This window comes from Azohydromonas australica DSM 1124, assembly GCF_000430725.1.
In the GTDB taxonomy this organism is placed as follows: domain Bacteria; phylum Pseudomonadota; class Gammaproteobacteria; order Burkholderiales; family Burkholderiaceae_C; genus Azohydromonas; species Azohydromonas australica.
The window spans coordinates 24,337-37,683 of record NZ_AUMO01000032.1 but is presented as its reverse complement, the minus strand read 5'-3'; the positions used below and the strand labels follow the sequence as shown (position 1 = coordinate 37,683).

The 13,347-nt window shown below is 71.1% G+C and carries 13 protein-coding genes; 12 read left to right on the top strand and 1 reads right to left on the bottom strand.

What is annotated here, in order from left to right; genetic code table 11:
- Positions 1-66: 66 nt before the first annotated feature.
- Complete coding sequence (locus tag H537_RS41090; protein WP_051241789.1) at positions 67-1,200, bottom strand: saccharopine dehydrogenase family protein; 1,134 nt, start codon at positions 1,198-1,200, stop codon at positions 67-69.
- A gap of 117 nt (positions 1,201-1,317) precedes the next feature.
- Here H537_RS41090 and H537_RS0104115 point away from each other — a divergent pair, with 117 nt between their 5' ends.
- From H537_RS0104115 to H537_RS0104060, 12 genes are all read left to right on the top strand, one after another.
- Positions 1,318-1,752 (top strand): Lrp/AsnC family transcriptional regulator, encoded by a 435-nt coding sequence (locus tag H537_RS0104115; RefSeq protein WP_043458181.1) that lies wholly within the window; start codon positions 1,318-1,320, stop codon positions 1,750-1,752.
- Positions 1,753-1,863: 111 nt separating this feature from the next.
- Entirely contained in the window at positions 1,864-3,300 is a 1,437-nt protein-coding gene (locus H537_RS0104110; protein ID WP_028996877.1) for a cyclic di-GMP phosphodiesterase, read from the top strand.
- Positions 3,297-5,498, top strand: a complete 2,202-nt coding sequence (locus tag H537_RS0104105) for a putative bifunctional diguanylate cyclase/phosphodiesterase (RefSeq protein WP_084150420.1) — start codon at positions 3,297-3,299, stop codon at positions 5,496-5,498. Before H537_RS0104110 ends, H537_RS0104105 begins: the two co-directional genes overlap by 4 nt.
- Positions 5,499-5,695: 197 nt before the next feature.
- On the top strand, positions 5,696-6,955 hold the full coding sequence (locus H537_RS0104100; RefSeq protein WP_028996875.1) for a class I SAM-dependent methyltransferase: 1,260 nt from the start codon (positions 5,696-5,698) through the stop codon (positions 6,953-6,955).
- A complete protein-coding gene (locus tag H537_RS0104095) occupies positions 6,952-7,275 on the top strand; it encodes a DUF1840 domain-containing protein (protein ID WP_028996874.1) in 324 nt (107 codons plus the stop codon). Before H537_RS0104100 ends, H537_RS0104095 begins: the two co-directional genes overlap by 4 nt.
- A gap of 148 nt (positions 7,276-7,423) precedes the next feature.
- Entirely contained in the window at positions 7,424-8,056 is a 633-nt protein-coding gene (locus H537_RS0104090; RefSeq protein ID WP_028996873.1) for a YbhB/YbcL family Raf kinase inhibitor-like protein, read from the top strand.
- Between the two features lie 36 nt (positions 8,057-8,092).
- Entirely contained in the window at positions 8,093-8,728 is a 636-nt protein-coding gene (locus H537_RS0104085; RefSeq protein ID WP_051241785.1) for a histidine phosphatase family protein, read from the top strand.
- A 153-nt stretch (positions 8,729-8,881) separates the two neighbouring features.
- The gene (locus tag H537_RS0104080; protein ID WP_028996871.1) at positions 8,882-9,322 is read left to right on the top strand and encodes a type IV pilin protein; all 441 of its coding nucleotides are present in this window, start codon (positions 8,882-8,884) and stop codon (positions 9,320-9,322) included.
- A gap of 303 nt (positions 9,323-9,625) precedes the next feature.
- On the top strand, positions 9,626-10,516 hold the full coding sequence (locus tag H537_RS41085; protein ID WP_238446599.1) for an IclR family transcriptional regulator: 891 nt from the start codon (positions 9,626-9,628) through the stop codon (positions 10,514-10,516).
- The gene (locus H537_RS0104070; RefSeq protein ID WP_028996870.1) at positions 10,513-11,289 is read left to right on the top strand and encodes an ABC transporter ATP-binding protein; all 777 of its coding nucleotides are present in this window, start codon (positions 10,513-10,515) and stop codon (positions 11,287-11,289) included. The genes H537_RS41085 and H537_RS0104070 overlap by 4 nt, the downstream gene beginning before the upstream one ends.
- Before the next feature lie 41 nt (positions 11,290-11,330).
- Positions 11,331-12,083 carry an ABC transporter ATP-binding protein gene (locus H537_RS0104065; protein ID WP_051241860.1) on the top strand — a complete coding sequence of 251 codons (753 nt, stop codon included), beginning with the start codon at positions 11,331-11,333 and terminating at the stop codon, positions 12,081-12,083.
- A gap of 36 nt (positions 12,084-12,119) precedes the next feature.
- A complete protein-coding gene (locus H537_RS0104060) occupies positions 12,120-13,325 on the top strand; it encodes an ABC transporter substrate-binding protein (protein ID WP_028996868.1) in 1,206 nt (401 codons plus the stop codon).
- Positions 13,326-13,347: the final 22 nt, after the last annotated feature.

Below are 13,347 nucleotides of genomic sequence, written 5' to 3'. Positions count from 1 at the left end.
GCGGCACGAAAAAATGCGACCGTCCGCACCGGGACGGCCGCCTTGGGGTCGGCGCAGGGGAGCGCTTTAGGCCGCCAGCGGCAGCGGCGAGGGCGTCCCGGGCGCCTGGCCGTCGCCGGCCGGGTCGGCGTAGACGCTGCCGAAGCGGTTGGCGAGGAAGTCGTCCAGCGCGACCTGCTCCTGGCGGATGAAGCCTTTCTGCGGCAGGCGCCCTTGCGCCAGCAGGTCCAGCACCGCGCAGGCGCTGCCGGCGGTGGTGATCTGGATGGCGCTGCGCGGCTCGCTGCCGCTCCAGCGGCCCAGCACCCGGCGCGAGAGGCTGTGCTGCGTCAGCCAGCCGTCGCGCCAGCCGGTGGCGGTGACGAAGATCACCACCACGTCCTGGGCCGTGGCGGGAATGGCGTGCTCGAAGATCTCCTTGAGCAGCGCCGGGCGCTCGCGCAGCCGCAGGTCGTTGAGCAGCGCCTTCATGAGTTGGCCGTGGCCGGGGTAGCGGATGCTGCGGTAGTTGAGCTCGCGCACGCGGCCCTCGAAGCTCTCGCACAGCGTGCCCAGGCCGCCGGAGGTGTTGAAGGCCTCGTAGCGCACGCCGTCCAGGCTGAACTGCTCCACCCCCTCCAGCGCTGCCACCTCGGCGCGGTGCCCCTCGACGATGGCCTCGCAGGGCTGGATGTACTCGTTGATCAGCCCCTCGGTGCTCCAGGTCAGGTTGTAGTCCAGCGCGTTGCTGGGGTAGAGCGGCAGGGCGCCCACGCGCAGGCGCAGGCTCTCCAGGCGCTCGAAGCGCCGCGCCAGGTCGGCCCCGGCGATGGAGACGAAGCCCGGCGCGAGGCCGCATTGCGGGATGAAGGCGGTGGCGGCGTCCGCGGCGAGCGCCTTGATGCGGCGCGTGGCCGCCACGTCCTCGGTCAGGTCCAAGTAGTGCACGCCCTGCGCGCGCGCGGCCTCGGCCACCGTGGCGGCGCAGTCGAAGGGAAAGGCGTTGAGCACCGCGAAGCGGCCCTGCAGCGCCGCCGCCAGCGCCGCGGGATCGGCCGCATCCACCTGCAGCGTGTGCCGGCGCAGCGAGGCGGGGCCGAAGTCCTGCAGCGCGCCGGGGCTGCGGTCGGCCAGCGTCACGCGGTAGTCGCCCGAGTCGGCCAGCAACTGCGCCGCGACCTTGCCGACACGGCCGGCACCCAGTACCAGAACGTCCTTCATCGCGCGTCCTCCTTGACGGGTTGTGTGGACATCGTGGCCGCTTGCGCCGCAGCAGGCAGCCCACAAGGCGACGAAACGCTGACGCCGTTTCGGCGTTTTGCCGTATAGATTCGGCACATGGCCGAGCTCGACGACACCGACCGCGCACTGCTGGCGCTGCTGCGCGAGAACGCCCGCGCCAGCACCACCGAGCTGGGGCGGCGGCTGGGGCTGTCGCGCACCACGGTGCAGAGCCGGCTGCAGCGCCTGGAGCGCCGCCGCGTGGTGGCGGGCTACACGGTGGTGGTGGACGAGGAGGCTGAAGGCCCGATGGTGCAGGCGCACGTGCTGATCACGGCCGCACCGAAGCAGGGCGGCGCCATCGAGGCGGCGCTGCGCCGCGTGCCGCAGCTGCGGCTGCTGCATTCAGTGAGCGGTCCCTTCGACTTCATCGCCGTGCTTTCGGCCGCCTCCATCGGCGAGCTCGACGCGCTCATCGACCGCATCGGCGCGCTGCAGGGCGTGGAACGCACCACGTCGGCCATCGTTTTGTCCACACGTATTCAGCGTTGAACGCCGCCAGGGCTTAAGTCGGGGCCGCCGCAGCCGACAAAGACGACATAGCTGAAAACGCTCAGCGGCTGGCGCGCACGCCGCGCGACGGCTGTCGGCGTGGTGAATCTGATGTCGTCTCTCCAAACCATCGACGTCCGCGACCTGCGGCCGGGCATGTACGTCCAGCTTGACCTGAGCTGGATCTCGCACCCGTTCCCGCGGAGCAGCTTCGTCATCAGCAGCGAGGCGCAGATCGACACCATCCGCGGGCTGGGCCTGCAGCGCGTGCGCTGGGATCCGCTGCGCAGCGTGCTGCCCCGCCCCGGGGCGTCCGCCGCTGCCGCCATGGGTAGCGACCCGGACGAGATCGAGGACGAGGCCACGGAGCCCCCGCCGGAAGCCGCCGTGCCGCAGGAGGGCGTGGACCCGGCGGCGCAGGAGGCGCAAGGCGCGTCCGCGGCCGAGGTGGACGCCGGTGACACGGCCGATGCCGAGCCGCAGGCGGCCGCTGCCGCCACGGCGCCTGCGGCGGCCCTGAGTCCCGAGGAGGTGGCACGGCGCCAGCGGCGCCAGCTGCTGGCGGCGCAGCGCGCAGCCCAGCAGCAGTGCGAGCGCTGCTACGGCGACGCCATCCGCGGCCTGCGCGAGGCCAGCGAGCTGCTGCGCGCGGGCGACCCCGTGGCGGCGCGCCAGCGCACCGAGGCGCTCACCAGCGAACTGCTGCAGCGCATGCTGGGCGACCCCGAGAGCTGCATCCGGCTGCTCACCGAGGGCGCGGGCGACCGCAGCTCGGCGCATGCGCTCAACGTGACCGTGATCTCGCTGCTGCTGGGGCGGCTGCTGAACCTGCCCGAGTCCGAGTTGCAGGTGCTGGGGCTGGGCGCACTGCTGCACGACATCGGCAAGGTGTACCTGCCCGAGCGTATGCGCACGCTTGATGAGCAGTTCACCCCGGCCGAGCTCAAGCTCTACCGCGAGCACGTGGCGCTGGGCGTGCTGCACGGGCGCCGCATGGGACTGAGCGCGCAGGTGATGCTGGTGATCGGCCAGCACCACGAGCTGGCCGACGGCAGCGGCTTCCCGCAGCAGATGGAGCTGGCGCGGCTGACCCAGGCCGCGCGCATCGTCGGCCTCGTCAACCGCTACGACAACCTGTGCAACCCGCCGCTGCCGGCCAATGCGCTCACGCCGCACGAGGCGTTGTCGCTGCTGTTCACGCAGAGCCAGACCAAGTACGACCAGCAGCTGGTGAGCGCCTTCGTGCGCATGATGGGCGTGTACCCGCCGGGCTCGGTGGTGCAGCTCACCGACGAGCGCTACGCGCTGGTAAGCGGCGTCAACGCCGCGCGCCCGCTCAAGCCGCGGGTGCTGGTGTTCGACCCGAGCGTGCCGCGCGAAGAGGCAACGGTGCTGGACCTGGAGCACGCGCCGGGGCTGGGCATCCGGCGCAGCCTCAAGCCGGCGCTGCTGCCGCGCGAGGTGCAGCAGTACCTCTGCCCGCACCAGCGCGTGGCCTGGTTCTTCGACGCGGGCCCGGCGCCGCTGGTACCGGAGCGGCGTGCATGAAGGCACGCGGTCCGCAGCCGTGCAGCCCGACCCGGGACGTGGCCGCCCCAGGCCGGCCGGGCGTGGTCGTGGAGTCCGAGGTGCCGGCCGCGCGGGCCGTGGCCCCGCAGCGGACGGCGGCCGAGGCACTCGCGCTGCTGGCCGGCGAGGAAGGCGAGGGCGCGGGCCTGCTGGCGGCCTGGACGCTGCTGATCGAGAACCTCAACGAGGCGGTGTGGCTGGTGCAGGCCGACACGCAGCGGGTGTGCGCCGTCAACGAGGCGGCGCTGCAGATGCTGGGACTGCCGCGCGCGCAGGTGCTGGGCGCCGGCGCCGGCACGCTGCTGCCCACACCGGAGGACTTCGCCTTCTGGGTCGAGGCCGCCGCCGAGCCGCTGACCTCCGCCACCGAGCTGAGCTCGCAGACGCTGCTACAGCGCGCCGACGGCACCACGCTCTACCTCACGCGGCGCATCCGCCCGCTGCCGCCGCGGCTGTACATGGTGGCGCTGCAGGACCACAGCGCGCAGCGCCAGGCCGAACAGGAGCGCGAGCAGCTGCTGGCGCAGCTGCGCGCCACGCTGGAGTCCACTGCCGACGGCATCCTCGTCACTGACTTGGCCGGGCGCATCCGCAGTTTCAACCGACGCTTCGCGCAGATCTGGGCACTGCCCGAGGCGCTGCTGCACGACGGCAACGACGCCGCCGTCTACGACTGGATGCGCCGCAGCGTCAACGACCCGGTGCGCTACCAGCAGCGGCTGGACGCGGTGCGCGAGGCGGTGCTAATGCAGGCCAGCGACCGGCTGCGGCTGCGCTCGGGCCAGGTGGTCGAGCGCGTGACGTTGCCGCAGTGGGTCAACGGCCGCCCCATCGGGCGGGTGTTCTCCTTCCGCGACCTGAGCGAGCGCATCGCCGCCGACCAGCGCATCGAGCGCCTGGCCAGCACCGACGCGCTCACCGGGCTGGCCAACCGCGCCCAGTTCGCCGACGCGGTGGCGCGCGCCACCGCCGACGCGCTGCCCGGCGGCGAGCACTTCGCCGTGCTGGTGCTGGACCTGGACCACTTCAAGCACGTCAACGACAGCCTCGGCCACCAGGGCGGCGACCGCGTGCTGTGCGAGATGCGCGACCGGCTGCAGCAGGGCGTGCCCGAGGGCGACATGGTGGCGCGGCTGGGCGGCGACCAGTTCGCGCTGCTGGTGCGCGGCTGCGACACGCACGGCGCGGAGCTGGCCGCAGCCCGTGTGCTGGAGGCCGTGGCACGGCCACTCACGCTCGACGGCTCGGAGTTCACGCTCACCTGCAGCATCGGCATCGCCGTGCATCCCATCGACGGCGTCTCCGCCGACGACCTGCTGCGCCATGCCGAGAACGCCATGCAGCGCACCAAGGCCGGCGGCCGCGCGGGCTACCGGCTGCACCTGCCGGTGCAGCAGCCGCTGGATGCGCGCTCGCGCATCCGGCTGGACCACGCCATGCGGCTGGCGCTGGCGAGCAAGCGCTTTCGCTTGGCCTACCAGCCGCAGCACGACCTGGCCAGCGGGCGGCTCATGGGCGTGGAGGCGCTCATCCGCTGGCACGACTCCGAGCGCGGCTGTGACATCCCGCCCTCGGAGTTCATCCCCGTGGCCGAGGCCAGCGGCTTCATCGTGGCCATCGGCGAGTGGGTGCTGACCCAGGCGGTGAGCCAGGCCGCGCAGTGGCTGAGTCTGGGCTGGGAGGTGCCGGTGGCGGTCAACGTCTCGGCGCTGCAGTTCCAGCAGCCTTATTTCGTGGACCAGGTGCAGGCGGCGCTGGAGGCGGCGTCGCTGCCGCCGCGGCTGCTGGCGCTGGAACTCACCGAGAGCATCCTGCTGCACGACGCGGAGGAGACGCTGTCGCGGCTGCAGGCGCTGGCCGGGCTGGGCGTGGGGCTGGCGGTGGACGACTTCGGTACCGGCTATTCCAGCCTGGCCTACCTCAAGCGCTTTCCCATCGACAAGCTCAAGATCGACCGCGGCTTCGTGCGCGGGCTGCCCGGCGACGAGAGCGATGCCGCCATCGTGCGCGCCATCGTGCAGATGGCGCGGGCGCTGGAGCTCAACGTCATCGCCGAGGGCGTGGAGACCGAGGCGCAGCGCGACTTCCTGGCGCACGCGGGTTGCCACGAGGCGCAGGGCTACCTGTGGGCTCCGGCGCTGGAGCCGGAGCTGCTGCAGCAGCGGCTCATCGGCTGAGGCGGGAGGCGCCGCCCCGTCGGCGCGCGCCTGTTGGCGCTTCCGGGCTTTGCGCGGGCGCGCACTGTGGCCCGGCCCCAACGGGGGGCGGGCCGACTTCACCCGTGCGCGAGTGGGATGGCATGGCGCATGCGTTGCAGTGCCCGGCGCTTTCTCCCAGGATGGACTTCACCCGCCACGAAGTTCCCCTGCGCGCCATGACGACGACGATCGAAGCCCTGGTTGAACGCAAGATCTCCACGCTGGAGCCGCCGCTGGCCGTGACCCTGCCCGGCGGGCGGCGGCTGGGTCCGCTGCAGGCGGCCGTGACGCTGGCGCTGCAGGACCTGCGCACACTGGCCGACCTGGCCACGGGCCAGATCGGGCGCGTGGCGGAGGACTACGTCGAGCGCCGCCTGGACATCGGCGGCGCGCCGCGCGACGTGATGCGGCTGGCGGTGCAGCTCATCGGGGGCGACCCCACGCGGCGCCAGTTGCGCTCGCCGCTGCACGCCTGGCGCGAGCTGCTGGATGCGGGCCGGGCGCTGGCGTCGCGCCACACGCCCGCGGCCGATGCGCGCCAGGTGCAGTTCCACTACGACGTGTCGGACGACTTCTACGCGCTGTGGCTGGACCCGCGCCGGGTCTACTCCTGCGCCTACTTCCGCGACGACGGCATGACGCTGGCGCAGGCGCAGGAGGCCAAGCTCGACCACATCTGCCGCAAGCTCATGCTGCGTGAGGGCGAGCGCTTCCTGGACATCGGCGCGGGCTGGGGCGCCTTGCTGCTGTGGGCGGCCGAGCACTACGGCGTGCGCGCGCACGGCATCACGCTCTCGCGCAACCAGCACGCGCACGTCAACCGGTTGATCGAGGAGCGCGGGCTGCGCGGGCGCGTGCGCATGGAGCTGCTGGACTACCGTGCGCTGCCGGAGGACGAGCCCTTCGACAAGATCGCCTCGGTAGGCATGTTCGAGCACGTGGGACGCGCCAACCTGCCCGTGTACTTCGCCAAGGTCCAGCGCCTGCTCAAGCCCGGCGGGCTGCTGATGAACCACGGCATCACTGCCGGCGGCACACGCAACCGGCAGCTCGGCGCGGGCATCGGCGACTTCATCGGCCGCTACATCTTTCCCGGCGGCGAGCTGCTGCACGTGTCGCACGTGCTGCGCGAGATGGCCGACGCGGGGCTGGAGATGGTCGACACCGAGAACCTGCGCCCGCACTACGCGCGCACGCTGTGGGCCTGGTCCGACGCGCTGGAGGCGCGGCGCGGGCAGGCGGAGCAGCTGGCCGGCGAGCGCGTGGTGCGCGCCTACCGGCTGTACCTGGCCGGCAGTGCGGCGAGCTTCGAGCAGGGTTGGCTGTCGCTGCACCAGATGCTGGCCAGCCGGCCCAGCGGCGACGTCAGCGCCGGCCCGATGCGCGGCGCACAATCCAGCTATCCCTTCAACCGCGACTACATGGCCAAGCGATGATCTACAAGTTCAAGTCCAAGGCGACGGGCGACGTGGTGATGCTGGGCGTCAACGGGGACCATCTGCTGCGGATCATGGGCCGCGAACCCGCTGCCCAGGGCATCTTCGAGGTGGAGGACATGCCCCGGCTGCGCCAGCTGCTGGAGCAGGCGGTCGCGGCGGAGGAGGCCGCGCGCGCGCAGGCCGAGGCGGAGGCCGCGGCCGAAGGGCGGCAGCTGCCCCCGCACGAGAACGTCAGCCTGCGCCAGCGCGTGTGGCCGCTGGTGGAAATGATGAAGCGCGCCCAGGCGGCGGGTTACCCGATCGTCTGGGGCGTGTAGCCCCGGCAGCCGCGCTGCGCCGGGCCTGCACCGGCCCCGGCGTGGCGCATGGCCGCGCACGTCCTGCAGGCCGGCCCGGTGCCGCAGGGCGTGCGGCGCCCGCATGTTCCCCCTGGTTCCCTTGCATCGAACAACGAGGAGAAGCGTCATGAAACTCTGGAGCGACAGCTGGACCGACGGCGCGCGCATTCCCGAGCGCTACGCCGCCGGGCGCATCGACGGCGAGGGCGTCGGCTTTGCCGGCAACGTCAATCCACACCTGGCCTGGAGCGACGTGCCCGCAGGCACCTGCTCGCTGGCGCTGGTCTGCCACGATCCGGACGTGCCCAGCCGCGGCGACGACGTCAACCAGCCCGACCGGGAAGTGCCCGCCGAGCTGCCGCGCGTGGACTTCTTCCACTGGGTGCTGGTGGACCTGCCGCCCACGCTCACCGCGATTGGCGAAGGCCAGTTCAGCCAGGGCTTCACGGCGCGCGGCAAGCCTGGGCCGGCGGCGCCGCACGGCGCGCGCCAGGGCCTGAACGACTACACCGGCTGGTTCGCCGGCGATGCGCAAATGGCCGGCAACTATTTCGGCTATGACGGGCCCTTTCCGCCCTTCAACGACGCGCTGGTGCACCATTACGTGTTCACCCTCTACGCACTGTCGGTGCCGCGGCTGTCGGTGGAAGGCGCCTTCACCGGCGCACAGGCGCGCGCGGCGCTGGCCGCCCACGTGCTGGCCGAAGCCCGTTTCAGCGGCACCTACACCCTCAACCGCCGGCTGCTGACGCAGCCCTGAGCGCCGCCGCGCAGCCTGCGCTGCAAAGGAATTCCCCTGGAACCCACCCGCATCATTGCCATCCGCCACGGCGAAACCGACTGGAACGCCGATACGCGCATCCAGGGCCACACCGACATCCCGCTCAACGCCAACGGGCGCTGGCAGGCCCGGTGCCTGGCGCAGGCGCTGGCCGACGAGCCGCTGCACGCCATCTATGCCAGCGACCTGGGGCGGGCCATCGAAACCGCCATGCCCTTCGCGCAGGCCGCCGGACTGCCGGTGCAGGCCGAGCCGGGGCTGCGCGAGCGGCTGTTCGGCCGCTTCGAGGGGCTGCGCTTCGACGAGATCGAGCAGCGCTGGCCCGAAGAAAGCCTGCGCTGGCGGCGGCGCGATCCCGACTTCGGTCCCGAGGGCGGGGAAACGCTGAACGACTTCTACGAGCGCTGCGTGACGGCGGCGGCCCGGCTGGCGGCGCGCCACCCGGGGCAGTCGATCGCGCTGGTCTCGCATGGCGGCGTGCTCGACTGCCTCTACCGCGCCGCCACGCGGCTGGACCTGCAGGCGCCGCGCACCTGGCAGGTTGGCAACGCCACGCTCAACCGGCTGCTGCACACGCCGCAAGGCTTCATGCTCGTGGGCTGGAGCGACGACGCGCACCTGGCGCGTCCGGCGCTGGACGAACTGTCCTGAGCGCTGCGGCCCACGGCGGCGGGCCCCGGGTCGCGGGCGCGGCGTCCGCGCCGCTGCGCGTATTGGCTGACCCGAAGTTCTACTGACGCACGCCTGGGGGGCCGCGCGCCCCGTGCCGTACCTGCCGCGTCGATGCGTGCACACACTGCGGCGATGGCGCACACGAACGCATCCAAAGGACCTGCCGGCGCGGGCTTCACGCTGGTGGAAGCGGTGGTGGCTCTGGCCATTGCCGCGGTGGTGGCCGCCATGGCCTACCCCTCCTACATGGCGCAGGTACGCAAGAGCCGCCGCACCGACGCGGTGGTGGCGCTGATGCAGGTGGAGCAGGCGCAGGAGCGCTGGCGCGGCGCCCATCCCGGCTACGCGGCGGAGCTGGCCGCGCCACCGCCGCAAGGGCTGGGCCTGAACGCCGCTAGCGCGGGCGGCTACTACACCTTGACGCTGTCCGATGCCGGTGCCGCCGGCTATGCCGTCACGGCCGTCGCCGTGGCGGGCCGCAGCCAGGCCGGCGACAGCGGCTGCACCACGCTGGCGGTGACGATGCGCCACGGCAGCGCGGTACGCACGCCGTCGGACTGCTGGAGCCGCTGAGGCCCGCGCGCCGCGCGGCACCGCGTGGCAAGCCCGCAGTGACCGGGGCGCGGCCGGCTGCCGCAGCCCGCAAGCACCTGCCATCACCTTGATGGGGGAACTCGCATCCCCCCTCAGTGTGATTTCGCACGCAACCTGGATGTGCAAGGCACGGCAGAGCTGTGGAAAGCAGCGCGCGTGCACACAGGTTGTTGACAGGGTTTCCCCCAACAGGACATTCCCGTGGTTTGGTGGTGACGTTGATGACAGGCAAGCGGCGAGTGCGGACTATCCGGTTCCGTCTATTGAATTGCATTCAGCCGGTTGAACAACTCCGCCGTCATCGCCAATCGTGCGCGCCGTGCCGCCGCTCGTCCCGCGGCATTGAGTACGGGTGACGCAGCGTTGCCGCAAGTGCCGCTGGTGCCGGCCGTTGCGCGGGCACTCACGCTGCTGGAGCGCATCGCGCAGTCGCGCACGCCGCTGACGCTGGCGCGGCTGGCGGCAGAGCTGGGCTATCCCAAGAGCAGCGTGCACGGGCTGTGCAACACGCTGCTGAACTTCGGCTACCTGCGCCGCCAGCCCGACGGCGCCTTTCTCATCGGTGCGCGCGTGATGGGGCTGGCCGAAGCCTTCGTGGCCGGCACGCAGGTGACGGACGAGTTCAACGCGCTGTGGAAAGCCGCGGCCGGCGGCGCGCACGATGAGACCATCATCCTCTCGGTGCTCGACGGCACCGAGGTGGTGTACGTGGCGGCGCGTCCCGGGCGGCGTCCGTTGGGTCTGGCCTTCACCGTAGGCATGAGGTTGCCAGCGCATCTGGCTGCCACGGGCAAGGCGATGCTGGCGCACCAGAGCCCGGAGCGGCTGGCGCAGCTCTTCACGACCGACCCGTTGCCGCGCATGTCGGGCAAGGGACCGCTCACGCGCGCGGCGCTCAAGCGCGAGCTGCGTGTCACGCGCGAGCGCGGCTACAGCATCGACGACGAAGGCGTGCGCGAGGGCGTGTACTGCATGGGCGCGGCGGTGTTCGATGCCTCGGGCCAGGCCGTGGCCGGCGTGGGCGTGTGCATCAACAAGAGCATGCTCGGCACCGATGCCAGTGCGCGGCACCTGGAAGTGGTGTTGGGCACGGCGCGCGAGCTCACGCAGCGGCTGGGCGGCTCGGTGCCGCCGGCTCGTCCGGACATCGACAAGCAAGGAGTCGGCGCATGAGCGGCGAATACATCCTGGAAACCCAGGACCTTACCCGTGAGTTCAAAGGCTTTGTCGCGGTCAACAAGGTCAACCTGCGCGTGCGCCGCGGCACGATCCACGCGCTGATCGGCCCCAACGGCGCAGGCAAGACCACCTGCTTCAACCTGCTCACCAAGTTCCTGCAGCCCAGCTCGGGACGCATCTTCTTCGAGGGCGAGGACATCACCCGCGAGGCGCCGGCGCAGGTGGCGCGCCGCGGCGTGATCCGCTCCTTCCAGATCTCGGCCGTGTTCCCGCACCTCACGGTGCTGGAGAACGTGCGCGTGGCGCTGCAGCGCAAGAAGCTGGGGCCCTCGTTCCAGTTCTGGCGTTCCGAGCGCTCGCTCAATGTGCTCAACGAGCGCGCGATGGAGCTGCTGCATGCGGTGGACCTGCAGCGCTATGCCGAGCTGCCGGCGGTGGAGCTGAGCTACGGGCGCAAGCGCTCGCTGGAGATCGCCACCACGCTGGCGATGGAGCCGCGGCTGATGCTGCTGGACGAGCCCACGCAGGGCATGGGCATCGAGGACGTGGACCGCATCCGCCAGCTCATCAAGAAGGTGGCCGCCGACCGCACGGTGCTGATGGTGGAGCACAACATGAGCGTGGTCTCCAGCATCGCCGACACCATCACGGTGCTGCAGCGCGGTGCTGTGCTGGCCGAGGGGCCGTACGCGCAGGTGTCGGCCAACCCGGCGGTGGTGGAGGCCTACATGGGCAGCGCCAACGTCGAACTGCAGGGAGCGCACTGATGGAACGCACCGACGTGGTCACCCCGCTGCCGTCCGCGGGCATGCAGCCCGCCACCACCGCCCCTGCGGCCGCCACCGCGCCCGGCGGCACGCGCCGGCGCTTGCTGGAGGTGCGCGACCTGCACGCCTGGTACGGCGAGTCGCACGTGCTGCACGGCGTGGACTTCGCGGTCGACGAGGGCGAAGTGGTGACGCTGCTGGGGCGCAACGGCGCCGGGCGCACGACCACGCTGCGCGCCATCATGGGCCTCACGGGCAGCCGCAAGGGCTCGATCAAGGTTCACGGCGCCGAGAGCATTTCCATGCCCACGCACCGTATCGCGCGGCTAGGCGTGGGCTACTGCCCCGAGGAGCGCGGCATCTTCTCCAGCCTCTCCACGCAGGAGAACCTGATGCTGCCGCCCGTGCTCACCAAGGGCGGCATGAGCGTGGAGCAGATCTACACCATGTTCCCCAACCTGCGCGAGCGCGCTTCGAGCCAGGGCACGCGGCTCTCGGGCGGCGAGCAGCAGATGCTGGCGGTGGCGCGCATCCTGCGCACCGGTGCGCGGCTGCTGCTGCTCGACGAGATTTCCGAAGGCCTGGCCCCGGTGATCGTGCAGAAGCTGGCTGAGATGGTGCTGGCGCTGCGCCGCCAGGGCTACACCATCGTGATGGTGGAACAGAACTTCCGCTTCGCCGCCCCGTTGGCGGACCGGTTCCTCGTGATGGAGCACGGCCGCGTGATCGAGGAATTCACCCAGGCCCAGCTGCCGCAGCACAGCCAGAAGCTGCGGGAGTACCTGGGCGTTTGAGGATTTGAAGTACCACCCCCGTAAAGGAGACCTGAAATGAAACTCAAGACCCTCGCCGCCGGCTGTGCCGTTGTGCTTGCATCCATTGGCACGGCGCATGCCCAGTTCTCGGGCGACGTGATCCGCATCGGCTTCATCACCGACATGGGCGGCCTGTATTCCGACATCGACGGCCAGGCCGGCGCCGAGGCCATCCGCATGGCCATCGCCGAGCTGGGCGGCAACGTCAACGGCAAGAAGATCGAGCTGCTCACCGCCGACCACCAGAACAAGGCCGACGTCGCTGCCGCCAAGGCGCGCGAGTGGTTCGACACGCAGGGCATGGACATGCTCATCGGCGGCACCAACTCCGGCACCAGCCTGGCCATGGCCAAGGTGGCGGCCGAGAAGAAGAAGCCCTTCATCGCCGTGGGTGCGGGCACCTCGGCCCTGACCAACGAGCAATGCTCTCCCTACACCGTGCACTGGGCCTACGACACGGTAGCCCTGGCCAAGGGCACCGGCGGTGCGGTGGTGCGTGCTGGCGGCAAGAGCTGGTTCTTCCTCACCGCCGACTACGCCTTCGGCCAGGCACTGCAGAATGACACCGCCAACGTCGTCAAAGCCACGGGCGGCAGCGTGGCCGGCTCGGTCAAGCACCCGCTCTCGGCCAGCGACTTCTCCAGCTTCCTGCTGCAGGCGCAGTCGAGCAAGGCACAGATCCTGGGCCTGGCCAACGCCGGCGGCGACACCATCAACGCCATCAAGGCAGCCAACGAGTTCGGCATTACCAAGTCGATGAAGCTCGCCGGGCTGCTGATGTTCATCAACGACGTGCACTCGCTGGGCCTGAAGAACACGCAGGGCATGTACCTCACCGACAGCTGGTACTGGAACCGCGACGCCGAGAGCCGTGCCTGGGGCCGCAAGTTCTTCGACAAGGTCAAGCGCATGCCGTCGTCGCTGCAGGCCGCCGACTACTCGGTGGCGCTGAACTACCTGCAGGCGGTCAAGGCCGTCGGCACCGATGACGGCGACAAGGTGATGGCCCAGCTCAAGAAGAGCAAGGTCAACGACGTCTTCGCCAAGAACGGCTACGTGCGCGATGACGGCCGCATGGTGCACGACATGTACCTCATGCAGGTCAAGACGCCGGCGCAGTCCACCGAGCCCTGGGACTACTACAACGTCGTGGAGACCATCAAGGGCGACGCGGCCTTCACGACCAAGGCCGAGAGCAAGTGCGCGCTGTGGAAGCAGTGACGCGCTGAGCTCCCGCGCGACG

Bases quoted from the DNA above. Each gene is read 5' to 3' on its own strand.
- H537_RS0104110 (WP_028996877.1), top strand. From the start codon at position 1,864: ATGTCGTCTCTCCAAACCATCGACGTCCGCGACCTGCGGCCGGGCATG.
- H537_RS0104105 (WP_084150420.1), top strand. From the start codon at position 3,297: ATGAAGGCACGCGGTCCGCAGCCGTGCAGCCCGACCCGGGACGTGGCC.
- H537_RS0104060 (WP_028996868.1), top strand. From the start codon at position 12,120: ATGAAACTCAAGACCCTCGCCGCCGGCTGTGCCGTTGTGCTTGCATCC.
- H537_RS0104090 (WP_028996873.1), top strand. From the start codon at position 7,424: ATGAAACTCTGGAGCGACAGCTGGACCGACGGCGCGCGCATTCCCGAG.
- H537_RS41090 (WP_051241789.1), bottom strand. From the start codon at position 1,200: ATGAAGGACGTTCTGGTACTGGGTGCCGGCCGTGTCGGCAAGGTCGCG.
- H537_RS0104100 (WP_028996875.1), top strand. From the start codon at position 5,696: ATGACGACGACGATCGAAGCCCTGGTTGAACGCAAGATCTCCACGCTG.
- H537_RS0104070 (WP_028996870.1), top strand. From the start codon at position 10,513: ATGAGCGGCGAATACATCCTGGAAACCCAGGACCTTACCCGTGAGTTC.
- H537_RS0104080 (WP_028996871.1), top strand. From the start codon at position 8,882: ATGGCGCACACGAACGCATCCAAAGGACCTGCCGGCGCGGGCTTCACG.
- H537_RS0104065 (WP_051241860.1), top strand. From the start codon at position 11,331: ATGCAGCCCGCCACCACCGCCCCTGCGGCCGCCACCGCGCCCGGCGGC.
- H537_RS0104115 (WP_043458181.1), top strand. From the start codon at position 1,318: ATGGCCGAGCTCGACGACACCGACCGCGCACTGCTGGCGCTGCTGCGC.
- H537_RS0104095 (WP_028996874.1), top strand. From the start codon at position 6,952: ATGATCTACAAGTTCAAGTCCAAGGCGACGGGCGACGTGGTGATGCTG.